This window comes from Alcanivorax sp. UBA3183 (assembly GCF_002364155.1).
GTDB classification, from domain to species: Bacteria; Pseudomonadota; Gammaproteobacteria; order Pseudomonadales; family Alcanivoracaceae; genus Alcanivorax; species Alcanivorax jadensis.
Genome location: NZ_DEXN01000023.1, coordinates 60,815 through 85,724, shown reverse-complemented (window position 1 = coordinate 85,724; position 24,910 = coordinate 60,815). Strand labels below are relative to the sequence as shown.

The window sequence follows — 24,910 nt, the reverse complement described above, 5'->3', positions numbered from 1 at the left end:
CACAATGGCAATACTGACTGAGAGGGAGGAGGCTTGATGCAAGAGCTGGACTGGAATCAAGTCGTTACCCACCTGTACCAACTGGGCATCGCCTTTTTGTTGGCACTGCCGGTGGCCTGGAACCGGGAGCAGCGAGCCCGTGGTGCGGGTCTGCGCACTTTTCCGCTGGTCTCTGTGGCGGCCTGTGGCTATATGCTGGTGGGTATGCAGGTATACACGGGCTCGGATGCGGAAGCCCGGGTCATGTACGGCATCATCACCGGTATGGGCTTTATCGGTGGCGGTGCGATTTTAAAGGATGGTGCCAATGTGAGTGGTACTGCCACGGCGGCTAGTCTGTGGAATACCGGCGCCATCGGCATCTCGGTGGCTTACAGCCGGTATGAGATTGCCCTGGTGCTGTCGTTGATCAATTTCCTGATCCTGCAGTTTTCCCGTTCTTTAAAGCGGTTGCCGGTGGATGACTGACCTCCGGCTTATGGGTACATGAAGGCTTATACAGTGGCGAGAATGGCCTGCCGCACGCAATGCAGCACCCCGGTGGGCCAGTCGTCGGCCAGTTGCTCTTTCAATTGCCGGTAGCTGAAGGTGTCTTCGGCCAGATTGGACTGGCTGAGCAGGGCGTCCTGGATAATGCCGATTTCCGTTTCGCTGATGCCCAGAGCCTGTTCCAGGCTGAGTTGATTCGCGGTGACCAGTTTCGCTAGTTCCCGGTACACGGTTTGTTCATTCAGGTTCTGCTGGCGGGCAATGGCGGCCGGGCTCATGTTGGCCAGGGCCAGGGCAAGGATCTCGTTGCCATCAGGGCCGGCGGGCTCGGCGACACCGGTGGCATCATCGTTACCGTTGAGAATGGCCAGAAACTCATCCCCGTAGCGTTCCAGCTTGCGGTCGCCGACACCGCTGACGGCGGCCATTTCCATGCGATTGCGTGGGCGGATGGCGAGCATGTCCATCAGGGTGGCGTCGTGGAAGACCACGTAGGGGGGCACGCCTTCTTCGTCCGCCAACCGTTTACGGCAGGCGCGCAGGGTTTCCCATAGCTCCCGGTCGGCGTCGGCGATGCTGGAGTGGGTGCGTCGTGTGGTGGCTTTTTTGGCCTTGGCCAGTTCCTTGCGCAGGTGCAGGGGCTGCTCGCCGCGCAGGTAGGGACGGCACAGGTCGGTGAGCTGCAAGGCGCCGAAGCCGTTCATGTCCACGGTCAGCAAGCCGCGGGCCACCAGTTGCCGGTAGATGCTTTTCCACTGGTTGGCGCTGAATTCATTGCCGATGTTCCAGGTGGACACATGGTCGTGACCGGCACTGGCCACTTTGTCGGAACGGTTGCCGGTGAGCACATCGATCAGGTGATTGGCGCCGAAGCGCTGGCCGGTGCGGTAGACACAACTCAGGGCTTTCTGCGCCGCTTCGGTGGCATCGAAGGTCTGTGGCGGGTTCAGGCAGGTGTCGCAGTTGCCGCAGGGCTTTTCCAGCGTTTCAGCGAAATAGTGCAACAGCGCCTGACGACGGCACTGGGTGATTTCGCACAGCCCGAGCATGGATTCCAGTCGCTGGTTTTCGTTGCGCTTGTGCTGCTCGTTGCCGCTGCTTTGGGCCAGCATCTGCTTGAGTTTGATGGCGTCTTCCAGACCATAGGCCATCCAGGCAGTAGCGGGCTCGCCATCGCGCCCGGCGCGGCCGGTTTCCTGATAGTAGGACTCGATGCTTTTCGGTAGGTCCAGGTGAGCCACGAAGCGCACATCCGGTTTGTCGATGCCCATGCCGAAGGCAATGGTGGCCACCATCACCAGGCCATCTTCACGCAGGAAACGCTGCTGATGGGTTTCCCGGGTTTGTGCGGGCAGGCCGGCGTGGTAGGGCAGGGCTTTGACGCCCTGCTGGCACAGCCATTCTGCAACCCGCTCCACCTTGTTGCGCGACAGGCAGTAAACGATGCCGGCGTCGCCGTCGTGCTCGGCACGAATCAGGCGCAGTAATTGGTTGCGGGCACCGTCCTTGCGTTCGATACGGTACTGGATATTGGGGCGGTCGAAGCTGGAGACAAAATGGCGAGCCCGGGTCAGGTCCAGCCGCTCGGCGATTTCCGTGCGGGTGCGTTGATCCGCCGTGGCGGTCAGGGCAATGCGCGGCACATTGGGGAATTCCCGGTGCAGCAGGGACAGTTGCAGGTAATCGTTGCGGAAGTCATGGCCCCATTGGGAGACGCAGTGAGCTTCGTCGATGGCAAACAGGGCAATCTGTGCCTGGTGCAGCAGCGACAGGGTACGCGGCTGTATCAGCCGTTCCGGGGCGATGTACAGCATGTCCAGCTCGCCCTTGAGCAGGGCGTCTTCCAGGGCCCGCTGCTGCTCCATGTTCAGGGTGGAATTGAGAAAGCCGGCTTTGACGCCCAGTGCCTTGAGCGCATCCACCTGGTCCTGCATCAGCGCGATCAACGGGCTGATCACCACCCCGATGCCGGGGCGCACCAGGGCCGGAATCTGGTAGCACAGGGATTTGCCGCCGCCAGTGGGCATCAACACCAGAGCATCGTCGCCCTGGATCAGGCTATCGATAATGGTCTGCTGCTCACCGCGGAACTGGTGATAGCCAAAGACGTGCTGGAGAACGGAGTGGGCATCGGATTGCATCGGGCGAGTATACCTGCCGGCGCCGGGCACTGACATCCGCCTGCCGGCAAACTGTGCTAGGTTCTGGTGAAATTTCAGTGGGAATTCTTGTACGTGATAACCGATATCTTTCGTCAGTTTCTGGTGCTGGGTCTGATCAGCTTTGGCGGGCCTGCCGCCCATGTGGGCTACTTTCATCGTCGCTTCGTGGAGGAATTGCAGTGGCTGGATGAGGCGGAGTTTGCTCGCCTGCTGGCACTGACCCAGTTTCTGCCCGGGCCGGCGTCCAGTCAGTTGGGCTTTGCCATCGGCCGGGTGCGCGGCGGCGTAACTGGGGCTTTCGCGGCGTTCGTTGCCTTTACCCTGCCGTCTTTTTTGTTGATGGCCCTGTTGGGCATCTACGCCACCTCTCTGCCTGACTGGCTGCAGGGTGGGGCGATCACCGGGCTGAAGTGGCTGGCGGTCATCGTGGTGGCCGATGCAGTGTGGAATATGGGGCAGCGTTTCTGTGCCGGGGGGCTGACCCGCACCATCGCCGCGCTGGTGGCCATGCAGCTGGTGCTGTGGCCAGCGCTGGCCGGCCAGATGCTGGCCTTGTTGGTGGCCGCCGCCATTGGCTGGCGATGGTTGCGTCCGGATCAGGAGACGCCGCTCGCGGGTAAACCGGTGTGGCGCCGCTGGCCGCTGATGGCGTTTGCGCTGCTTGCCTTTGTTGCCCTGTTGCCGTCCGGACGGGTGTTGGGTCTGTGGAACGATTTCTTCGCTGCCGGCTCCCTGGTATTCGGTGGCGGGCATGTGGTGCTACCCCTGCTACAGGAACTGGTAGGGCCGCAGATGTCGCCGGATCAGTTCCTTACCGGCTATGCCGCCGCCCAGGCGGTGCCCGGCCCCATGTTCTCGCTGGCCTCCTACCTGGGGGCGGTGCTGCTCCCGGCCAGTCCCTGGTGGGGCGCGCTGCTTGCCACCCTGGCGATTTTCCTGCCCGGTTTCCTGCTGGTGTTGAGCCTGATGGAGGGCTGGCAATGGCTCTCTTCCCGACCGGCCCTGGCCGGCGCGGTAGCGGGGATCAATGCGGCGGTGGTGGGGCTGTTGCTGGCGGCGCTGTATCAGCCGGTGTTTGTCTCTGCCGTGCAAGATCTGTGGGATTTGTTGATCGTGGTGGCGGGGTTTGCGGTGCTGCGCAGCAAGGCGGTGCCGCTGTGGGGAATGGTGTTGGGCATGGCGGCGTTGGGGGTGGTGACGGGGTTTCTGTAGGAGCGGCGCTTGAGCCGCGAACCGCGTCTAAGCGCGGGATCGTTCAAAGGGGGCAGGTATCGTATTGCAACAGGCTTTCTTTTTGCGTTCTGGTGAAAGCTGACACGCTATTTCCTCGCCAAGGCTCGGATTCGCGGCTCAAGCGCCGCTCCTACAACGGCTTCGTAGACGGTGAGGGAGGGTTTTTACGCTATGGCGAACGCCTAACCGCACGACCGGCGGCTCTTGCCTGAAGATCGGAACCATGGTTCACTTTTTAATAAGAAGTGAATATGGATTCCGATTATGGCTTACCGGGAAACCGCCAACGTCAAGGCCCGCAAGGCGGCCCAGCGTGACCATCTGCTGCACAGCGCTGAGCAACTGGTGCGTGAGGGGGGCTTTGCCAATCTCACCATGCAAACCCTGGCTGAGGCAGCCGGGGTGGGGGTGGGCACCCTGTACCGCTATTTCGACAACAAGGCGATGCTGGCGGCGGAAGTGTTTCGCGTGGCCACCGAGCGGGAAGTCGCGGCAGTGGCACAGGCCATGGAGCACGCCGGCAGTTTTCCCGAACGGCTCAGTCATGTGTTGCAGGTGTTCGTGCAGCGGGCCCAGGCGGCCCCCCGGCTGGCCTGGTCGCTAATCGCCGAGCCGGTGGATCCGGCGGTGGATGCCGAGCGCCTGACCTATCGTCAGCGTTATGCAGAGCTTTACCGGCAGTTGCTCAGCGATGGGGTTAGCCAGGGGGCGCTGCCCATTCAGGATACGGCGATCAGTGCGGCGGCCCTGGTAGGCGCGATTGCCGAAGCGCTGGTAGGCCCGTTGTCCGATCCTTTGCCAAAAGCCAATCTGGCGGAATCCCTGACCCAATTTTGTCTGCGAGCCGTGGGGATATCCCCGGCGCAGGCCCAGCTTATTGAGCAGCAACAGACTGCATGATTTTTTCGGGAGAGCGTGAATGAATGCCAAGCACGACACCTTGCAGAAAGGGGCACAACAGAGGAAAGCGGACCCGTTGGCCCAGACCCATGAGGTCTTCAACCAGGCTCGGGCGCTGGAGGGTTACAACGCCTACGACAATGACACCGCCCTGCGCGAGGCAGTGTGCCGCCATGGGGCCGGCTGGGCGGAGGACGCGCTGTCCGCCCATGGCGCCAAAACCGGCAGTGCCGAGGTGATTGAGTGGGGCTTTCTGGCCAATGAGCACAAGCCGCAGTTTTTCTCCCACGACCGCCAGGGTTATCGGGTGGACTACGTGAAATACCACGAGGCCTACCACCGTCTGATGATGCTGGGGCTGGAGTCCGGCATTCACTCGGCCCCCTGGGTGAACCCCAAGCCGGGCGCCCATGTGGCCCGGGCGGCGCAGAGCTATCTGCAGGGCCAGGTGGAAGCCGGGCATGGCTGCCCGCTGACCATGACCTTTGCCTCGGTGCCTTCCATCAAGCTGACTCCCTCGCTGGCAAATGAGTGGCTGCCGAAGATCCTCAACAATGCCTACGATCCACGTAATGTGCCCCACACGGAAAAGCAGGCACTGACCATCGGTATGGGCATGACCGAAAAGCAGGGTGGCTCCGATGTGCGCGCCAACACCACCCGCGCGTATCCGATTGCTGCCGAAGGCTCCGGTGAAGCCTATGAACTGGTGGGCCACAAGTGGTTCACCTCTGCGCCCATGTGCGATGCCTTTCTGGTGCTGGCCCAGACAGACAATGGTCTGAGCTGTTTCCTGGTGCCGCGCTGGCGCCCGGACGGCAGCAAGAACCCGATCCAGGTCCAGCGCCTGAAAAACAAGATGGGCAACGTCTCCAATGCCTCCTCCGAGATTGAACTGCGCGGCGCTCTGGGCTGGATGGTCGGTGACGAGGGCCGCGGGGTGCCGGCCATTATCGAGATGGTGGCCATGACCCGCTTCGACTGCATGGTGGGCTCCACCTCCGGCCAGCGCCAGGCGGTGGCGCAGGCGGTGAACCATGCCATGGGCCGTGCCGCTTTCGGCAAGACCCTGATCGATCAGCCGTTGATGCGTAACGTGCTGGCGGACCTGCAATTGGAGGTGGAGGGCTCCCTGGCCATTACCATGCGTATGGGCGAGGCGCTGGATAACACGACCCTGGATCCGACCAACGAGCACGAGAAACTGCTGCTGCGACTGGGCTTGCCGGCGGGCAAGTACTGGATCTGCAAGCGCACCCCCTTCCATGCCTACGAGGCCATGGAATGCCTGGGTGGCAATGGCGTCACCGAAGATTTCATCATGGCCCGCCTGTACCGCGAGGCGCCCATCAATGCCATCTGGGAAGGCTCCGGTAATGTGCAGGCCCTGGACATGTTGCGGGCCCTGGCCAAGACCCCGGCGGTGCTGGAGGTGTGGTTCGCCGAGCTGGCGAAAACCGCCGGCAGTGATCCCCGCCTGGACAAGGCGGTGACTTCGCTCAAGCGGGAATTTGCTGATATGGATGAAGCCGAATACCGGGCCCGGGACATCGTCGACCGGTTGTCCCTGACCCTGCAGGCCAGCCAGCTGGTTGCCGCCGGTAACGGGTCGGTCGCCGAGGCCTTTATCGCCTCCCGCCTGGGTGAGCACGGTGACCGTAACTACGGGACCCTGCCGCGGGGACTGGATCTGGATACGATTTTACGGCGGGCGAACCCGTGGGAAGGCAATTGATAGTTGAGAATGGATAATTGATAACGGCGCGAATGGGCCGTTGACGATTCTCAAAGCAAATAGGCCGCGTCCATACGAAGGACGCGGCCTCTTGCGTTTCAGGGCATGACTCGCTGTCTCGCAACAGTTATCAATTATCCATTCTCAATTACAGTTTGAGTTTACCTGCGATCTCGAACCACATGGCCCGGAAGGCCTGGGCGGATGGGGTGTAGGGGGCGAATTCGCCGACCGGGGCGCGGTGATCGCCCATCTGCTCCACATGGGTGGAGTAGGGAATCCAGGTCTTCAGGCCGCCTTTCATGCTCTTGGGGCGTTTGACCAGCATTTCCACATGCAGGTCCCGGTGGCGGTCCACCATGTTGAAAAAGGGCACCACGGTCAGGTTCTTGTAATTCTTGCTCTCCAGCCACTCCAGCACTTGCTCGTAGGCACGTAATGACAGGTGAGTAGGGATCACCGGCACAAACAGGTAGTCCACCGCCGCAAAGATGCTTTCCGCTACCGGGCTCAGGGTGGGCGGGCAATCCAGAATCACCAGCTCGTAGCTTTCCCCCAGCGGGGCAATAAGCTGTTTCAGGCGGTTCTTGGCGCCGCCGTTTTCCAACAGTTTGATATCTGCATTGCGCATGGAGATGTCGGCGGGGATGGCATCCAGATTGGCCCAGCGGGTTTCCCGCTTGAGTCGGCCGATGGGTTGTTTGCCCTTGATCAGGTTGCCGGCCTTGTAGCCGTCGCCGTCATCCACCCCCAGATAGAAACTGGCGGCTCCCTGGGGGTCCAGGTCCCAGAGCAGGGTACGGTGCTTCCAGCGTGCGGCATGCCAGGCCACATTCACGGCCGAGGCGGTTTTACCCACGCCACCTTTCAGGTTGTAAAAGGCTATGGTTTGCATGACGTCCCATTCCTGTAAGCTTGCAAAAAGCGCTACGATATTGGTTATTGGCTCTGGCGCCGCCGGGTAACCGGCACAAAGGCTGAACTCAGGCTAGCATGAACAGGATCGATGTCCCACGGCCGGACTGCCTTCAGCGGCCCCCGGGTTGTGATGAGGGCCAACAGACTGTTTAATAGCCAGCCAAAAACGTGCCCGCGAGGGCCAAAACTTGATCCTGAGTCCGTAAATTTATCGCGGCGCCTGACGCAAGCCTTTGCCGCCACAGAAAATTTTCTTCAGTCGACCGCATTCCCGATGCGACGCTTCTTCAGAAAATCTCCTGTGACAACAAATTCTTGCGCCATGCATCCACGCTGAAGTTACGGACTCAGGCTGACGCTACAGGTATCCAGGGTGACAGCGACGAAACGCTACCAGGTCTTTATCAGTGCCACCTTTCCCGATATGCAGGGGGCGCGCCAGGCATTGATGTTGCCGATGATCGAGCACGGCATGATACCCACCGGCCTGGACAGTTCCGCTGCGGATGGCAATACCCTGCTGCCGGTGATCCAGAAGCTGATCGAAACCAGCGATTATTTTGTCCTGATCGTGGGGGGGCGCTACGGCACTCTGTCTCCCATGGGGCTCAGCGAGCTGCACCGCGAATACATTTTTGCCGCTACCAAGCGCAAACCCATTGTCGCCTTTATTCATGATAATCCGGCCATGTTGCCCTCCGATCAGCAGGAGCCGACTCGTGATGGTCAGGTACGCCGCGATGATTTTGTCCGGCTGCTGGAAGAAAAGGTGGCGTGTTTCCGCTGGACCACGGAAAACGGCCTGGCCGAACTGGCACACAAGGTGATTCCCAACCTGATGCGAGAGCACCATGCCGCGGGCTGGGTGCGGGCGGACCAGGCCGGTCTTGGCGGTGGAGGGGCCGAAGTGGAAGCGCTCAAGGCCCGCATCGAGCTGCTGGAGAAAGAGCGGGAAGACAGCATGAGCCAGGCCCGACCGCCGTTGAAAACCCTGTCCCGGGGTGGCGATCTGGTGGCGCTGGATTACTCCTGCAACGTCTATGAAGGCGGCGACTGCAAACTGGCCATGGTCACCACCCGGATCAGCTGGGATCAGGCCTTTTCCTGCATGGCCCCATTGATGCTGAATCCGGCGTCGGAGCCGGTGATGCAAAAGACCCTGGAAGATTTCATCGGCCGCAAAGCCCTGGGGGATGTACAACAGGATTTCCCCCGCGCCCACGCGGTACGCAACGTGGTGCTGGCGGCTCATTCCTTCAATCAGATCAAGATTCACCTGCGTGCCCTGGGGCTGATCACAAGGTCCCCGGAGAAGGATAACCGCGGCCTGCCGTTGTGGCAGCTGACCTCCCATGGGGATAACACCATGAGTCAGGTGATGGCGGTGAAGCGGAGCGTGAAACTTTGATTCTGTCTACGAAGCCTCTCTAGGAGCGCCGCTTGAGGCGCGAACAGGCCTTTCCGATTGGTAAGACCTGTCGAGAATGCAGCAATGACTGATCGCCCCGGATCGAGCTCGGGGCAGGCTCTGCGAGCGGTTTCCTCGCTTCGCGAGGTTCGCGCCTCAAGCGGCGCTCCTACAGGTAGGTTTAGGAAAGTTTTTCCGTCAGGAAGGCCACAACGTCATCCATGGCCACCTCGCTATTCTCCGCATCCCCACGCCCTTTATACTCAAGCACCCCATTGTCCATGCCGCGTTCGGCGATGACGATGCGGTGGGGGATGCCCAGCAGTTCGCTGTCGGCGAGTTTCACGCCCAGGCGTTCCTTTTCGCGGTCGTCGAACAGTACTTCAATGCCGGCTTCGGTCAGTTCTGCGTACAGTTTTTCGGCCAGCTCCCGTTCGCGGGGGCTTTTCTTGATGTTCACCGGGACCAGGGCCACCTGGAAGGGAGCGATGGATTCCGGCCAGATAATGCCGCGGTCGTCGTAGTTCTGTTCGATGGCAGCGGCCACCACCCGGGTGACGCCGATACCGTAGCAGCCCATGGGCATGACCACGGATTTGCCGTTCTCATCCAGGACTTTGGCACCCAGTGCTTCGGAGTACTTGGTGCCCAGCTGGAAGATGTGGCCCACTTCGATGCCGCGCTTGATGGTCAGGGTGCCCGTGCCGTCCGGGCTGGGGTCGCCTTCCACCACATTGCGAAGGTCAGCCACTTGGGGCAGCGTCACGTCGCGCTCCCAGTTGATGTTGAAGTAGTGCTTGCCGTCTTCGTTGGCGCCGGCGCCGAAGTCACTCATCACTGCCACACTGCGGTCGATGACAACCGGAATCGGCAGACCCACCGGGCCCAGGGAACCCGGGCCTGCGCCGATGGCCTGGCGGATTTCCTCTTCGCTGGCGAACTCCATGGGCGTGGCCACTGATTCCAGTTTTTCCGCCTTGATATCGTTCAGCTCGTGATCACCGCGTACCAGAAGGGCGACCAGCTGACCCTTTTCAGCGCCTTTCACCACCAGGGTCTTGACCGTTTTCTCCATGGGTAGATCGAATTGCGCGACCAGCTCTTCGATGGTTTTGGCGTTGGGGGTATCCACCTTTTCCATGGCCGCAACCGGGGCCGGGCGCTCGATAGTGGGGGCCAGGGCTTCGGCCAGTTCCACGTTGGCGGCGTAATCGGAGCTGTCCGAGAAGGCGATGTCATCTTCACCGGAATCGGCCAGCACATGGAATTCGTGGCTGGCGGCGCCGCCGATGGCGCCGGTATCCGCTTCCACCGGGCGGTAGTCCAGACCCAGGCGATCAAAGATGGCGCAGTAGGCCTGGTGCATGATCTGGTAGGTGGCAGCCAGTGATGCCATGTCGGTGTGGAAGGAGTAGGCATCCTTCATGATGAATTCCCGCGAGCGCATGATGCCGAAGCGCGGGCGGATCTCGTCACGGAACTTGGTCTGGATCTGGTAGAAGTTGGCCGGCAACTGCTTGTAGCTATGCAGCTCGTTACGAACCAGATCGGTAATCACTTCCTCATGGGTGGGGCCCAGGCAGAAAGCATTGTTGTGGCGATCAGTGATGCGCAGCAGCTCCGGGCCATAAGCTGGGGCCCGGCCGGACTCTTCCCACAGCTCCATGGGCTGTACCACCGGCATCAACACTTCCTGGGCGCCGGCCCGGTCCATCTCCTCACGGACAATGTTCTCCACCTTGCGCAGCACGCGCAGGCCGGTGGGCAGCCAGTTATACAGGCCGGAGGCCAGCTTGCGGACCATGCCGGCCCGCAGCATGAGCTGATGGCTGATGACAACGGCATCCGCTGGGGTTTCTTTCACGGTGGCAAGCAGGTACTGGGAAGTGCGCATAGGAGACAGTCTTTGACCGGTTATTGCTGAAGCCGGTCATTTTAGGGGCAAAGGCGCTTCGTCACCAGCCATCATGATTGCAGCTGGGATTGTTGCGTCGGCTTTCGTATCCTGCGTGCTATCCAGAATCAGATGGCGAGCCATATGTTGAATGCACAAGAAGTACAGGACGTGATCTATCAGGGGCTGCCGGCGGCATCCGAGGAAGGGTTGCGGGTCGAAGCGGTGGGTGAGCGGCGTGCCCGGGTGCGTAGTCCGTTCCGGCCGTCCACCCTTCGTCCGGGGGGCACCTTGTCCGGGCCCACCATGATGGGGTTGGCAGATGCAGCCATGTATGCGGCGATTCTCGGCGAGCTGGGTCGTGTGGAAATGGCGGTGACGCAGAATCTCAATATCAATTTCCTGTCGCGCCCAGCCCAGAAGGATCTGATAGCCGAGGCGATCATTTTGCGACTGGGCCGACGCTCAGCGGTGCTGGAAGTGCAGCTGTTCAGCGAGGGTAGTGACGAGATGGTGGCCCATGTGACCGGAACCTATGCGCTGCCGATTTCTTCGTAGCCGCGTAGGAGCGTCGCTGGCGGCGCGATAACACAAAACCTGAAAAGACGGATTTACCACAGAGGGCACAGAGATCGCTGAGGAAAAGACTGTTTTTTCTCTGTGCCCTCTGTGGTGAAACGCTTTTGATCCTGGTTTGGGTTTATGCACTTCGTTCCAGTTCGCGCCGCCAGCGACGCTCTTGCAATAACGGGCCCCTCATCACTGCAACTCCCTCTCCCAGATCAGATCCAGGCTGTTGGCGCGGGTGCTGGAGCGGGCTTCCAGGTGGAGTTGCCGGGTCAGCGTATAGCGGAGCATGACGGTGGAGACCGCATCGAACAGGCCTACTGCGTAGGTCAGGTACAGCCGGTCGGAAAGCTGTTTGCCCAGCATCAGGGCGGCATCGTCGGTTTCCCAGTCGCTGCCCACGGTGATTTCATCCACACCCAGTTTGTCGCCGAGTTTTTCGGTGACGCCGCTGCCTTTTTCCAGTCCGTATAAGGCCAGCGCCTGAGCAATCCGGTTGTTGTCGCCTTTCGATCCCCGTTCCAGTGGCCGACCGGTTAGCAGATAGGACATGGCCTGGCTCTGCTCCATGCTGGGCTCGGAGAACAGGCTGGCTTCCGGTTCCTGCAGGGTGCCGCTAAGCTGCACCCCGACCACAATGTTTTCACTGGGAATCTTGCGGATGGCACGGATATCCAGCCCGGGATTGTCCGGCGGTCCCTGGAAAATCAGCTGGCCATCACGGATTGCCAGGTTCTGGCCGTAGGCTCGATAGCGGCCTTCTCGGATGACCAGTTCGCCGTTGAGTTGCGGGGGGCGTTGCGGTTGTTGTTCTACCTGCAAGGTGCCGCCGAGCATGGCGTCCAGGCCAAAGCCCTGGAAATGCACCTTGTCTCCCAGGTTGACGGCGACATCGATACCCAGTGGTAGCCCACTGCTTTGTTCGCCCTCCTGGTGCACCAGTACCTGATCCTGGCTGACAGTGACGGCGCCCTCGGGAAGTTGCGTCGGGCGGATTTCCGCTTCCGGGATGGACAGTCTGCCGCCCAGTTGCAGGTCACTCAGGTCCCCCTTGAGGCTAAGGGCGGGGTTCAGCAGAACGCGGGCATCGGGCCGGTCTGCCACCAGTAACCGTTCACCCTGCAAAGACAGATTTATTCTGGCCGGCCAATCACTGGGGTCCAGTATGCCGGTCAGGGCGACGGTGCCCTCGCCCAGGGTGGCTGATCCGTTGACATCCAGCTGTCCGCGGGGCGAACCCTGTACGCTCATCTGCAGATCGGTAACGGCTACCCCCAGAATGGGGATCAGGGCGCGACCGTTATCCAGCCGGATGCTGCCGTTCATCAGAGGTTGGCGAAGGGTGCCGTCCAGCGCAAAGTCGCCACGAATCTCGCCGCTGATCTCGCGCAGATCGGTAGTGAACAGCGCTAATGGAGCGAGACTGGATATCCGCAATGCCACCTCACCCGCCAGTGAAGTGTCAGCGTCCATGCCATGCTCCAGGGTAGCGTCGACGGTGGCCAGGTCGGACATCAGTGTCAGCGTGCTGGTCAGACGCCGGTTTTGTAGTGTCCCCTCTACGGATAGCTGCTCAATCACAAGCTCTTGGGGGGCATCGGGGGTGCGCACGGCGATCTGTGCTTCCCGGGTTTGCAATCGGTATTGGCCATCGGGGTTGTCCAGCGAGCCTTGCAGAGTGGCCTCGCCGTCCAGTCGGCCCTGCACTGCAAGCTCTGGCCCCAACAGGGCGCCTGCCAACGCCAGCGGCAGGGCGTTGAGTGAGGCGCTGGCGTCGACCTGATCGTTGCTGTCGCGGTTACCCGCCAGACAAATCCGACTTGGTGTCTGTTCAAGACAGAAAGGGCTAATGGACTGGGCCGTGGCGGAGAGCTGCACCGCCGTGTCCTCGGCCTGTTGCCAACGGCCCAGTTGCTGATGAATCAGGCCGGTATCGGACAGGCTGCCCTGCCACTGGGGCGAGCTGTTGAGCGCTTTCAACGAGCCTTGCAGGCTTGTCTCCATGCTGAGTTCGTCGCGCCGGAAACTTGCCGTGGCCGTATGGCTGTTAAGGGTGCCCTTGGCGCTGATGCGTGCGGCGGCGAGCTGTTCGGCGTTGCCTTGCTGTAATGCCTCGCTGTTGAGTTCAAAGGACATGGTCTGCTCGCCCAGACCGAGTGCTTGGAAACGGGTTTGCAGGGAGGTAAGCGACCAGTCCTGCCAGCCGAGCTGCTGCCCGTTCAGGTTGCCGCTCAGAGTGGGCGTGGCCAGGGAACCGCGTACTTGCAGCTGGCCGCTGATCTGGCCCTGCAGATCCGGATAAAGCTGGTCCAGCTGTTTCAGATCCACGCTGGCATCCAGCGACCAGTCGGGCAGGATAGCCCCGCGTGCGCTGAGCCGGTTGTCACCCCAGCGGATGTTACTGTCTAGTTGCAGGCGTTGCTGGTGGCTTTCCACCGTTGTGGTGGCGGTCAGGGGCTGTTGGCGAACCCGGCCTTCCAGCCGCAACTGGCTGGGGGACAGGGACCATTGTTCACCCTGGTAGCTGCCGCGGCTGTTGCCTTGCACGCCGAGCAGGCCCGGGAACAACGGATGTAGCAAGCCGGTGTCCAGTTTGCCCGCTACGGTCAGATCCCATGTCAGGGGGCTGAACAGTAGCTCACCATGACCCTCCAGCTGCTGCTCGCCATCATCAAGTTGCAGTTGCTGCAGTGCCAAGCCGCCGTCGATCAACTGGCTATCCAGGGACAGGTTTACGGTTCTGTCGCCGCTGGTCAGGCTGCTTTGCCCGGCTATTTTCAGCGTTGCCAGTGGGCCTCGTGTTGTCAGCTTGCCGTGGCCCAGCGATAGCGGCTGTGGCAACGCCAGCGGTAATGGCTGGGCCGGCCACAGGTGTTCCAGGGCCAGTGGTTGTTCGGGGTCGCCTAGTCGCCATTGACCCTGGCTGTGAATTTCCAGGGGGCTCTGCAGTTGGTGGCGCAGTTGCAGGGCTGCGAGGGAGCCGCTGATATCAAGCTGGCCAGCCAGCTGATCGGCGTTGACGGTATCGCTCTGCGGTAACTGCATGTGCCAGCGGGCCTGCCCCTGAATCTCCATGGGGGCGGCCAGGCTGCCCTGGGCGGTGGCGTCCACACTGATATCAGCCACCGTACGGGTGGTCAGGCTGGCCAGTTGGAAACGGCGCCAGGCTGCCAGTTGCCGGGCTTCCAGTTCGCTGACCAGCAGGGTGTCGTTGAGATGCAGGGAAGCCAAGCTCAGGGTGTCGATGCGTACCCCCAGGGGGAGTGCCAGGCTGTCTGGCAGACTGCTCGCCGGTAAATCATCGGACTCCTGGCTGGGCGGCAGAGACAGTTTCAGGTTACCCAACGACAGGGAGGTGAACTCCAGCCAGCCGCGGGCGAGGGAAGCGGGCACCAGCTCTGCTTCCAGACGATCCACACTGACGGACAGATCGTCCAACTGATAGCGCACCCCGGTGACGGTAACCCGGTCCAGCAGACTCCCCTGCCAGTCATCCACCTGCAGTTCACCGGGGATCAGCCCACTGACCTGATCAAACAGCCAGCGGTTGCCGGTGGCGGTGCCGAGCAGCAGCCAGGAGGCGACAGCCACAATCAGTATCACGCTGAATAGCAACCCGAGCAGGCCGATGCTGAAACGCTTGAGGGCTCGCTTGATCACAGGTCCGGCCCCATGCTCAGGTGCAAACGCCATTCTCGTTGCTCATCCACGGCCCGTGCCAGATCCAGCCGGATTGGCCCCAGCGGGGAGCGCCAGCGGATGCCGAAACCGGCGCTGCGGCGGATTTCGAAATCATCGAAGTCATTGAACGCATTGCCTCCATCGGTGAATACCGCCAGGTGCCATTTCTCGGTGATCGGGTGGTCGTATTCCAGGCTACCAGTGGCCAGATGCCGGCCACCAATCACTTCTCCATTGTCTGCCCGTGGGCCCAGGGATTCATAGGCGAAACCGCGCACGCTGGAGTCACCGCCGGCAAAGAAGCGGATAGAGGCGGGCAGTTCGCGCACATCGGTCACTTCTGTATAGCCCAGATCGCCGCGCACCAGCACTCGTCCGCCGAGTAACGGGAAAAGAATCTTGCCGTTGCCGGTGAGCTGCACAAAGGATGCAGTGGAAGACAAGTTGCGGTTGGCGAAACGGATCTTGCTGCTCAAGCGCCAGCCGAACGACGGGTAGATGGGGTCGTTGGCCTTGACGCGGCTGAGCTGGAAACCGGGGATGATCAGCTCCGCCTGATCCACTTCCTCGGCGATCTCATAGGTTTCGCGCAAGTAGGTCAGGGAGGTGGTGGTGACCCATCGATTTTGCAGCTCGACAATATAATCGGCACCGGTGGTCCAGCGTTCGTTGTCCTTGCTGTCGGTCACCTCATTTACATAACTGGTGTGAAAATCCAGCCTCTCGCGCTGGGGATCTTTCAGTGGGATCTGGTAGCTGGCACCGGCACCTTGCTGCACCTGGGATACCTCTGTTTCCGCCCGGAAGCGATGACCGGCCCGGTTAACCCGGCGATTTTCCACCCCCAGGCGTACCCGTGGCCCGGTATCGGTACTGGCGCCGACACCGGCGAGCAGTGACCAGCGATTGTTGTCTGTGAGAGTGATGCTGACGGGAATGGTGCGGGTGCTGTCATCCGGTGTGCCTTTCTGTACCCGCACGGCGCTGAAATAGCCGGCGCCAAGAAAGGCCTGCTGGGTTTCCAGCAGCTGCTTGCTGTTGAAGGGCTCACCTTGAGTAAAGCCGAGATAGGCATTGACCAGCTTGTCTTTCAATTCGCTGCCGGTAATGGTGATAGCGCCGAAGTCGTAGCGGGGGCCGCTGTCCACATGCAATGTCATGGTGGCCAGGCGTTTGCGGGTGTCTACGCTGAGCCGGTGTCGGGTCAACCTCCCCTGTACATAGCCACGGCTGATCAGATGCTGCTGCAGATTTTTTTTCAGGGCCGTGTACTGGTCGTGTTGCAGGCGCTGGCCGATGGCCAGTTGTGCATTGGCGACCAGCTGGTTGAAGACGGGGTCGTTGGCGGCATCGCCGCCGATGCGAATGTCCGCCCGCTGCAGGATCACCGCAGGCCCGGTATCCACATCCAGCGTTACCCTTACACAGCCGTCTTCCCGGTCGGTACTCAGGGACAGGGTGCTTTCGTAGTAGCCCATGGCCTGCAACGCTTGCTGGCTGTTGGCGAGAATCTGTCGGCGGATCAGGCCATATTGGGCTGTGGGCGGCTCGCAGGGGTATCGAGAAAGGTCCACCAGGGCGCGGATATTATCGCTGACCGCATCGCTGGCATTGCCGGTGATACGCAGTTGCGGGGCGTCATCAGCAAAAGCCGGCATGGCGAGCAGCATCAGCAGTAGGGTGGCTAACCAGGTTGTCTGCTGCGGTGCCCTCAAGTCCTGCATCCCTGTGCGCTGTTTCCCGGCAGCGGGTCAATTCGTTGCTGCCGTAGTGGGGAAGGTAAGTTGTCACTTGTACAACAGTGTAAGGCAAGTTGCGACAGTCAGTCTTCGCGAAAGTGCTTGTCGCGTTGGTAGTCACTGGCGCTGGGACGTTTTTTCAGCCGTCGTTGCAAGGTGCGGCGGTGAATGCCCAGCGCGTCGGCGGCACGGGAGATGTTGCCATCATGGGCATCCAGGGTGCGCTGGATATGCTCCCACTCCAGCCGTTGCAAGGAAGGCGGCGTGGCGGGTAGAGGCAGGGTCGGATTGGTCGGATCTGCATCCAGCGCCAGCAAGATGTCAGCGGGGCTGGCGGGTTTGGTGAGATAGTTGCGGGCACCACGGTGTGTGGCTGCCACTGCTGCAGTAATACTGCCATAGCCGGTGAGCAGTATGACCCGGCAAGCCGGGAAATGTTCAAGGACAGGTTCGATCAGGTCCAGGCCGTTGTCGTTGCCCAGGTTCTGGTCAAGGATGGCGCCATCAAGATGTTGCAGGCCGGCCAGCTGCGCCAGCGCCTGTTCGGCATTATGGGCCACGGTTACCCGGTTGCCCCGGAGTTCCAGGGCGCGGGCGGTCTGTTTGGCCAAAGGTTCGTCGTCCTCCACCAGCAGCAGTTGGCGCTCGCTCATGCCGTTGGCTCCGTTAGCTTTGGCCAGTCCATGCGTGCCTGGGTCCAGCGCGGGCCGAATTCCATCTCCAGGCTGGCGCCCAACTGTTGCAGCGTGGTGCTGACCAGGGTCAGGCCGATCCCCATGCCTTCCCGTTCCGATGCGGCATGGCCGGGACCGTCATCGCTGACCTGCAGCCGGTAATGCTGCCCCTGAGCCTGCAGGGTGATGGCCAGCCGGGTGGCGCCAGCGTCCATGGCGTTGTAACCGAGATTACACAGCACCCGAAACCAGCCCTCCGTATCGGCGACGCAGGGGTCGCTATCCAATTGCTGGCTGAACGACAGGGTGGGCGCCAGATGACGAAGGTGCTGTTGTAGCTTTTCCAGCAACTCACTGATGGGCAGGTATTCCGGCAGCTGAGCTTCATTGCCCTGTTTCAGTCGCTGGGCCACATTACGGGCCAGTTGTTCCATCTGGGAGACGTCATCGCGGAGGGCGTCTGGCAGCTGTGGTGCATGCAGCAGGTTGTCGGCCAGCATCACCAGGGTGCCCAGTGGCGTATTCAGTTCGTGGGCCTGGTCGGCCAGGGTGGCGGCAATCTGATACATGTGCTCACGGCGACCGGCCAGATCAATGGCCTGTTCCTGCTGGCGCTGCTGTTGGCGCATCAGGCGCTGAATCACCTGGCCCAGCAGGGTCAGCATGACCAGAAGGGCAATGAAAACGGCAGCCATGCCGATGCCATGCAAGCCGCTGAGCTGGTGGCTGAGAGCATGGAGAGGACTATCCATGGCCGGCATCTGATACCAGCTCATGGAGATCATGTAGCCGCCCAGCGCCAGTGCCGCCACCAGCATGCCGTTTTTCAGTGGCAGGGTCAGTGAAGCCAGCAGGGCAGGCACCAGCAGATAGAACGACAACGGGTTGCCGGCACCGCCGAAGCCTTGGATCAGGCCGGTGAACAGGATCGTGTCCAGGGCCAGTTCCAGCGTCAGTAGTGGTGCGTGGCGCTGATGGTTCACGCGGTGAGACAACAGCGTGAGAAGGCTGGGCAATAAGAGCGCCGCCAGCCAGCCCAGTTCATTGAGACGATAGCCGCTATGCCCCTGGCTTTGCAGCACCATTAGGGCAAGGGTAATGATTAGCACCAGCAGGCTGCGTAGCCAGATTAGCCGCAGGCGCCAGTTCAGTAAGGGGGGGCGGGTATCCATGGGGGTATTGTAAAGGGAAAGCGGCGCGGGTGGGTGTGGCAGTTTGTCCCAGTTGGGTAGCTACAAGCTACAAGCTACAACGCGAGATGGCAGAGAGCACATAGGTAAACGTTTGCCTTCGCGCTCCACCCATCGCAAAAGCAACATATGCAAGAGTGCCGTCCGGCGCGGCGCAGACACACTTCAGTTTTCACTGCCCTGATTCGTTTTGTAGCTTGAGGCTTGCCGTTGATTTTTTTAAGGTCGTAATAAGGCCCCATCCAGCAATTCTCCGGCAAAGGCTGGCAGCTTGGAGTGGCGGCGGTGTGAGGCCTTGTTTAAGCGAAAGCCTGCCTCGCGGAAGATGCTGGCGGTGTCGCGGGTGAGTTGGCAGCCACAGGCCAGGTGTTTCCAGACCGGGTTCATGCCCTTTTGCACGCGCTGTACCCAGCGTCGGTCGCTGAGGACATGCTCAAGCGCCAACAGGGTGCCTCCGGGTTTAAGTACCCTAAAGGCTTCTGCTGCGGCTTGTCGGGGATCAGGAATGGTGCAGAACACCAAGCAGGCTACCACCGTATCAAAATGGTGGTCGGGGTAGGGCAGTTGCTGGGCATCGCCGGTGCGCAGGACAAAACGGTCCGGGTGAGGGCACTGGTCGGCGGCTTCCCGAGCAATATCCAGCATTGCTTCGACCGGTTCGATACCGTGGATTTCGGTGGCGGAATCGCCATAAAAGGCAAAGTTGCTGCCGGTACCCACACCCAGCTCCAGAATGCGTCCCTGCGCCTGGCCGACTATCCGGGCGCGGTCCCGGTAAACCGGACGGGTTGCCCAATCCAGTAATACCGGGAACAGCTTATCCTCATAGAGTGACATCAGCCGCGCTCAGGGAGGACATATTTTTCCGGGTTATTCAGCATGTCCATGCTCAGCGGGTCGCTGATGATGCTGGTCAGGTTGCGGTCAGTCTGCTTGCTGAACTTGCGGCGCAGCTTTTCAAACTTGCGGAAGCTGCGGAAGTTGAGGGCATAAAGTCGTACTTCCTGCAGGCGTTTGTAGGAATACATCACGTCCAGGGCATCCATGGAGAACTCGGGACGGATCTTCATGGCCTTTTCCAGGTAGCTGATTGCCTCGTTGAGGTCGCGCTTGCGGTTCATGTAGATCAACGCATTGGCGTACTCATAGTTAACAATCGGAATGTCGCCGGCCATTTCCAGTGCTTCGGCGAAGGAGTCTTCCACCGTGGTGGTGCGGGCACCGTAGGTCATGCGGCCGGTGAATTTCCCGACTCGACGCATGATGCCGGCATCGACGCCAGCGCGGAAGGCGTGTGCCAGAGGCTGTTCCGGCATCACTTCAACCACTTCTTCGGCGCTGTTCTTGATCTTGCCGATATAGCGGCGAGCCACTACGACTGGCACCGGGGATTCTTCGGCGATACGGGCGATGGCGTAGGCGTAACCCAGTTTTACAGTAGCCACTATCGGGGCCACTTCTGCATCACCCTCGGCTGCTTTCATCTCATCGAAGTATTCCTCCGCCTGGTTAGCCACGTCCTGCAACATCATGTATTTGGTGCTTTGACGGTCCGCCAGATAGATCGCATACATCAGCTGGGAGAACAGGGAAGGAATCTTGCCGATTGCTCCCAGTTTCAGCCCTTCTTCGCGAGCTTGCTGGAAATCACCGGAAAAGAACATCCTGTATACGGCCAGGTAGCGGCGCTCAAGTTCTTCATAGTCCTTGCCATCCCAGTTCTGGATGTCTTCAGACATGAACGGGTATTTCTTGAACTGGGCACGCATGTAGTCTGCGGAGGGGTAGGGCACCTTGAGTCCACGCATCAGGTAGTCCCATTTCTCGCGGATCTGCGCGTCGGTGTAGGTGAAGTAGCTCTTCTTGTAGGGAACCTCGTTCCATTTTTCCTGGAAGATGCGTTCGTCCACCGGAATCTCCTGCATTTGCAGTTCTTCCGCGGTGACTTCATCCATTTCATCGTCATAGTCGTCATCGCGTGCCGCATGAAGTTGCAAGCTCATTGCGCAAAGCGCGACCAGACACAGGGAATGCCAGAATCGTTGAGGATATGCTGTCATGATGGTTTACAGCTCTTGTTGTTGTTGTGTGTTTTATCAGGGTCTGGAATACAACCTGTGATCGTCTTTGTCGCGATATGCCAGTGGAGGCAGTTGCCACAAAACCAAACAGGAAAGCCGTCTCCGGCTCTCTCAATACCCTGTTATTAGAGGCGACATGGTCGCCGGGCCCCGATAGCCCTTGTAATGGCTTAACAATGCCATGGGCTTGGGCGGTGAACAAGTTCCTGAGGGTATGTATTTTTCCTGGAAAATGTATCTGGCTGGTTGCCGCCCGACAGAAGGTCAGGCGGCGGGGTAGAGGCTCTTAATCCGGACCTGTGCCGCCGGCATCACGCAGCAACTGAGCATAGTCACTGCACTTCGGGTGATCGTCGATATGGGTCAGCAGGGTACGGCCCTGGGGATCGCGGGCATTGATATCCCGGCCCTGTGTCTGGAAGAACCCGATGAAACGCCCGAAATCTTCGGCCCGCAAGGCCCGGTAGGCCTTCTCAAGGACGTGGAAGTCGGCGTCCACACCCTCCTCGCTGGAGAAATCCAGGAAAACCTTGATCTGTTCGTCGGTCATCGGCTCGCCGATTACCTTCTTCTTGTCTTTACGCTCTGCCATGGGCGCGCTCCTTGAATTCCGGTACAGAAGAACGGGGCTGATGCTGGCGCCTAGGGTGGCTGCGGTTGGCTAGAAAACAACCAGGGTCAGTCAGCGAGATATCAATGGGCGCGGATTATAGAGGCTGGGGTGGCCAGGGGCCAGAGGAGGAGAGAGAAGGTCAACCGCCGGGCAGGAGCCCGGCGGTGGCAAGCGGCATCAGGATGCCATGTCCTTGAGCTTCTTCAGCGGACGCACTTTTACCATGGTGCGGGCCGGCTTGGCGGCGAAAGTGGTTTCTTCGCCGGTGAATGGATTGATGCCCTTGCGTGCCTTGGTGGCGGGTTTCTTCTGGGTCACGATTTTCATCAGGCCCGGCAGGGTGAACTGACCAGCACCGCGTTTCTTCAGATGACCTTCCATGATGTCTGCCAGCTCATCGAATACGGCGTTGACGTCTTTCTTGGTCAGGCCGGTGGTATCGCTGATCTGGTTGACGATCTGGGTTTTGTTCATCGGTTCGGTGATGGTTTTAACCTTGCGAGCCGCAGTAGCGCTGGTGGCTTTGGCAGCTGTCTTTTTCTTTGCAGCCATGGATTACTTACCCCTTTTTGGTGTCTTCCTGAGAATGTGTGTCTCCGCCGAAAGGCGGGGAACCGGTCTTGCTTCCCTGATCAGGTACGCCCCTGGACTGCGCAAACTCAGGGGGCCACTGATTTGGTTCGCATCTGTTATATGCCATGAATTTTCACTGCACAAGCCGTCAAACCACTATTTTTTACGGAGTTTCAACAAAAAAGAGGCGGATGTGGCCTGTTTGGCAGGGAATCGCCCCCCGGCATGGCTCGCGGGCGGTGGAATCGCTATACTGTGGCGCCTTTTTCAGCGGTCCGGGGCAGGAGCTGCCGACAGATGCGGTCGGCCCCGGGCGGCGCCCTCAGAAATACAAGCGGATGTTAAGCATGCGAAGCCATTATTGCGGTGATTTGCGAGCCTCCCACGACGGAGAAACAGTTGAGCTTTGCGGTTGGGTCAGTCGCCGCCGTGACCACGGCGGGGTGATTTTCCTCGACTTGCGAGACCGTAATGGTCTGGTGCAGGTGGTGTTCGATCCGGATACCGTGGAAGCCTTCGCGCTGGCCGACAAGGTTCGCAGCGAGTACGTGGTGCGCCTGACCGGCCGGGTGCGCATGCGCGATGAAGCCGTGCGTAACAGCAAGATGTCCACTGGCGATATCGAAGTGCTGGGCAAGGAACTGACCATCCTCAACGAGGCAGAAACGCCGCCGTTCGAGCTCGATGCCCACTCCGCTGCCGGTGAAGAGGTGCGCCTCAAGTACCGCTACATGGACCTGCGTCGCCCGGAAGTGCTGCGCAACTTCCAGTTCCGTTCGCGTCTGACCCATGTGGTTCGCGCCTTCCTGGAAGGCGAAGGTTTCATGGATGTGGAAACCCCGATCCTCACTCGTGCTACCCCCGAAGGTGCCCGGGATTACCTGGTGCCGAGCCGCACCCATCCCGGCAGCTTCTTCGCGTTGCCGCAGTCCCCGCAGTTGTTCAAACAGCTGCTGATGGTGGCGGGCTTCGACCGTTACTACCAGATCGCCAAGTGCTTCCGCGATGAGGACCTGCGGGCTGATCGTCAGCCGGAATTCACCCAGATCGATCTGGAAGCCTCCTTTGTGGAGGAAGAAGACATCATGGGCATCACCGAACGAATGGTGCGCTCGGTGTTCAAGGAGCTGCTCAATGTGGAGCTGCCGGACTTCCCGCGCATGCCGTTCTCGGAAGCCATGCAGCGTTTTGGTTCCGACAAGCCGGATCTGCGTATCCCGCTGGAACTGATCGACATCGCCGACCTGCTGGCCGGTGTGGATTTCAAGGTGTTCTCCGGCCCGGCCAACGATCCGAAAGGGCGTGTGGCGGCCATGAGAGTCCCTGGCGGGTGCAGCCTGTCGCGCAAGGATATCGACGGCTATACCAAGTTCGTCAGCATCTACGGCGCCAAGGGGCTGGCCTATATCAAGGTCAACGACCTGGCTGCGGGGGCGGAAGGCCTGCAGTCGCCGATCCTCAAATTCCTGACCGAAGAGGCAATCCAGGGCATTCTCGAGCGCACCGGTGCCGAGACCGGCGACTTGATCTTCTTTGGCGCCGACAAGGCCAAGATTGTCAACGAAGCCCTGGGGGCGCTGCGCGTCAAGGTCGGCCACGACCTGAACCTGGTACAGGGTGACTGGGCGCCGTTGTGGGTGGTGGACTTCCCCATGTTTGAAGAGGATGACGGCCAGTACTACGCGCTGCATCACCCCTTCACCATGCCCAGCTGCAGCCCGGAAGAGCTGAAAAGCAACCCGGAAGGGGCGCTGTCCCGTGCCTATGACATGGTGCTGAACGGCACCGAGCTGGGTGGCGGTTCCATCCGTATCCACAACCCGGCCATGCAGCGTACCGTGTTCGAAGCGCTGGGCATTTCCGATGAAGAGGCGGACGAAAAATTCGGCTTCCTGCTCGACGGCCTGAAATACGGCGCGCCGCCACATGGTGGCCTGGCCTTCGGCCTGGATCGCATGGTCATGCTGATGACCGGCAGCGAGTCTATCCGCGATGTGATTGCCTTCCCGAAAACCCAGACCGCAGCCTGCACCATGACCAATGCGCCGTCCCCGGTGGACAACAAGCAGCTGCGTGAAGTGGGTGTGCAGGTTCGCAAAGACGATAACTGATTCGATAGCAACCGGCGGCGCGATCTGCTCGCGCCGGTCTGTTCGTAGCAATTACGGGAGACACCATGGCAGGACACAGTAAATGGGCCAACATCAAGCACCGCAAGGCGGCCCAGGATGCTAAGCGCGGCAAGATCTTTACCAAGCTGATTCGCGAAATCACCGTGGCGGCCAGAATGGGCGGCGGCGAGCCGGCCGATAACCCACGCCTGCGTGCAGCGGTGGACAAGGCGCTGGGTCAGAACATGACCCGTGACACCATCGACCGGGCGATCAAGCGCGGTGCCGGTGGTGATGATGATGCCAACATGGAAGAGATCACCTACGAAGGCTATGGCAAGGGTGGCGTGGCGGTACTGGTGGAAACCATGACCGACAACGTGAACCGTACTGTGGCCGAGGTGCGCCATGCGTTCTCCAAGTTTGCCGGTAATCTGGGCACCAGTGGTTCTGTGGCTTTCCTGTTCACCAAGCGCGGCGAGATCTTTTTTGAGCCCGGCGGCGTGGACGAAGACAAGCTGATGGAAGTGGCCCTGGAAGCCGGTGCCGAGGACGTAGAAGAAAACGACGACGGCAGCTTCCTGGTGATCACCACCCCGGACAGGCAGTTCGGTGACGTGATTGATGCCCTGCGCGAAGCCGGGCTGGAGTTCGCCGATGCGGAAGTGACCATGCACCCCTCCACGGAAGCGGAGATGGATGCGGACACCGCCGAAACCGTTCAGAAGATGATCGACATGCTGGAAGACCTGGACGACGTGCAGAATGTCTACACCAACGCCAGCTGGCCGGCAGAAGAAGAGGAGTAGCTACTAGCTACTAGCTAACAGAAAAACAAAAAACCCCGCAGCGTCGGGGTTTTTTGTTATCTGGCTTGTGCATCTTTCGGTCCGGGCCACAATCCTGCTAGAAGCTAGAAGCTAGAAGCTAGAAGCTAGAAGC

At 60.4% G+C, this 24,910-nt stretch carries 19 protein-coding genes; 8 read left to right on the top strand and 11 right to left on the bottom strand.

Features of this window, described 5'->3' with window-relative positions:
- Positions 1 to 36 precede the first annotated feature (36 nt).
- Positions 37 to 468 (top strand): MgtC/SapB family protein, encoded by a 432-nt coding sequence (locus B3Q33_RS09340; protein ID WP_035248885.1) that lies wholly within the window; start codon positions 37 to 39, stop codon positions 466 to 468.
- A gap of 26 nt (positions 469 to 494) precedes the next feature.
- Here B3Q33_RS09340 and recQ read toward each other — a convergent pair whose 3' ends face one another.
- Complete coding sequence (recQ, locus tag B3Q33_RS09335) at positions 495 to 2,630, bottom strand: DNA helicase RecQ (protein ID WP_035248882.1); 2,136 nt, start codon at positions 2,628 to 2,630, stop codon at positions 495 to 497.
- Between the two features lie 96 nt (positions 2,631 to 2,726).
- On the opposite strand from recQ, the gene chrA reads away from it, so the two are divergent.
- From chrA to B3Q33_RS09320, 3 genes are all read left to right on the top strand, one after another.
- A complete protein-coding gene (gene chrA / locus B3Q33_RS09330) occupies positions 2,727 to 3,863 on the top strand; it encodes a chromate efflux transporter (RefSeq protein WP_272962457.1) in 1,137 nt (378 codons plus the stop codon).
- A 285-nt stretch (positions 3,864 to 4,148) separates the two neighbouring features.
- Positions 4,149 to 4,784, top strand: coding sequence for a TetR/AcrR family transcriptional regulator (locus B3Q33_RS09325; protein WP_273008999.1), 636 nt, complete (start codon positions 4,149 to 4,151; stop codon positions 4,782 to 4,784).
- A gap of 19 nt (positions 4,785 to 4,803) precedes the next feature.
- A complete protein-coding gene (locus B3Q33_RS09320) occupies positions 4,804 to 6,519 on the top strand; it encodes an acyl-CoA dehydrogenase family protein (protein WP_273009001.1) in 1,716 nt (571 codons plus the stop codon).
- Between the two features lie 148 nt (positions 6,520 to 6,667).
- Here B3Q33_RS09320 and B3Q33_RS09315 read toward each other — a convergent pair whose 3' ends face one another.
- The gene (locus B3Q33_RS09315; RefSeq protein ID WP_035248875.1) at positions 6,668 to 7,414 is read right to left on the bottom strand and encodes a ParA family protein; all 747 of its coding nucleotides are present in this window, start codon (positions 7,412 to 7,414) and stop codon (positions 6,668 to 6,670) included.
- 396 nt (positions 7,415 to 7,810) lie between these two features.
- On the opposite strand from B3Q33_RS09315, the gene B3Q33_RS09310 reads away from it, so the two are divergent.
- Entirely contained in the window at positions 7,811 to 8,845 is a 1,035-nt protein-coding gene (locus B3Q33_RS09310) for a DUF4062 domain-containing protein (RefSeq protein ID WP_272962425.1), read from the top strand.
- Between the two features lie 181 nt (positions 8,846 to 9,026).
- Here B3Q33_RS09310 and B3Q33_RS09305 read toward each other — a convergent pair whose 3' ends face one another.
- A complete protein-coding gene (locus B3Q33_RS09305; RefSeq protein WP_273009003.1) occupies positions 9,027 to 10,739 on the bottom strand; it encodes a proline--tRNA ligase in 1,713 nt (570 codons plus the stop codon).
- Positions 10,740 to 10,883: 144 nt separating this feature from the next.
- Here B3Q33_RS09305 and B3Q33_RS09300 point away from each other — a divergent pair, with 144 nt between their 5' ends.
- Positions 10,884 to 11,297: a PaaI family thioesterase gene (locus B3Q33_RS09300; protein ID WP_035248868.1), complete on the top strand. Its 414-nt coding sequence runs from the start codon at positions 10,884 to 10,886 to the stop codon at positions 11,295 to 11,297.
- A gap of 201 nt (positions 11,298 to 11,498) precedes the next feature.
- On the opposite strand, the gene B3Q33_RS09295 is transcribed toward B3Q33_RS09300, so the two are convergent.
- The 8 genes from B3Q33_RS09295 to B3Q33_RS09260 all read right to left on the bottom strand — a co-directional run bounded on the left by B3Q33_RS09295 (position 11,499) and on the right by B3Q33_RS09260 (position 21,836).
- A complete protein-coding gene (locus B3Q33_RS09295; RefSeq protein WP_272962428.1) occupies positions 11,499 to 14,999 on the bottom strand; it encodes a translocation/assembly module TamB domain-containing protein in 3,501 nt (1,166 codons plus the stop codon).
- Positions 14,963 to 16,711 carry an autotransporter assembly complex protein TamA gene (locus B3Q33_RS09290; protein WP_052042976.1) on the bottom strand — a complete coding sequence of 583 codons (1,749 nt, stop codon included), beginning with the start codon at positions 16,709 to 16,711 and terminating at the stop codon, positions 14,963 to 14,965. Before B3Q33_RS09290 ends, B3Q33_RS09295 begins: the two co-directional genes overlap by 37 nt.
- A 98-nt stretch (positions 16,712 to 16,809) precedes the next feature.
- Complete coding sequence (locus B3Q33_RS09285) at positions 16,810 to 17,379, bottom strand: response regulator transcription factor (protein WP_035248863.1); 570 nt, start codon at positions 17,377 to 17,379, stop codon at positions 16,810 to 16,812.
- Entirely contained in the window at positions 17,376 to 18,572 is a 1,197-nt protein-coding gene (locus tag B3Q33_RS09280) for an ATP-binding protein (RefSeq protein WP_035248860.1), read from the bottom strand. Before B3Q33_RS09280 ends, B3Q33_RS09285 begins: the two co-directional genes overlap by 4 nt.
- A 237-nt stretch (positions 18,573 to 18,809) precedes the next feature.
- A complete protein-coding gene (locus B3Q33_RS09275; RefSeq protein ID WP_035248857.1) occupies positions 18,810 to 19,427 on the bottom strand; it encodes a class I SAM-dependent methyltransferase in 618 nt (205 codons plus the stop codon).
- Entirely contained in the window at positions 19,427 to 20,650 is a 1,224-nt protein-coding gene (locus B3Q33_RS09270; RefSeq protein ID WP_035248855.1) for a hypothetical protein, read from the bottom strand. Before B3Q33_RS09270 ends, B3Q33_RS09275 begins: the two co-directional genes overlap by 1 nt.
- 307 nt (positions 20,651 to 20,957) lie before the next feature.
- Positions 20,958 to 21,263: a PA4642 family protein gene (locus tag B3Q33_RS09265; RefSeq protein WP_035248853.1), complete on the bottom strand. Its 306-nt coding sequence runs from the start codon at positions 21,261 to 21,263 to the stop codon at positions 20,958 to 20,960.
- 198 nt (positions 21,264 to 21,461) lie between these two features.
- On the bottom strand, positions 21,462 to 21,836 hold the full coding sequence (locus tag B3Q33_RS09260; protein WP_035248851.1) for an HU family DNA-binding protein: 375 nt from the start codon (positions 21,834 to 21,836) through the stop codon (positions 21,462 to 21,464).
- Between the two features lie 368 nt (positions 21,837 to 22,204).
- Here B3Q33_RS09260 and aspS point away from each other — a divergent pair, with 368 nt between their 5' ends.
- Together aspS and B3Q33_RS09250 are read left to right on the top strand one after the other, a co-directional pair.
- Positions 22,205 to 23,968 (top strand): aspartate--tRNA ligase, encoded by a 1,764-nt coding sequence (aspS, locus tag B3Q33_RS09255; RefSeq protein ID WP_272962430.1) that lies wholly within the window; start codon positions 22,205 to 22,207, stop codon positions 23,966 to 23,968.
- 65 nt (positions 23,969 to 24,033) lie between these two features.
- Positions 24,034 to 24,777: a YebC/PmpR family DNA-binding transcriptional regulator gene (locus B3Q33_RS09250; protein ID WP_035248847.1), complete on the top strand. Its 744-nt coding sequence runs from the start codon at positions 24,034 to 24,036 to the stop codon at positions 24,775 to 24,777.
- The last annotated feature ends 133 nt before the right edge of the window (positions 24,778 to 24,910 follow it).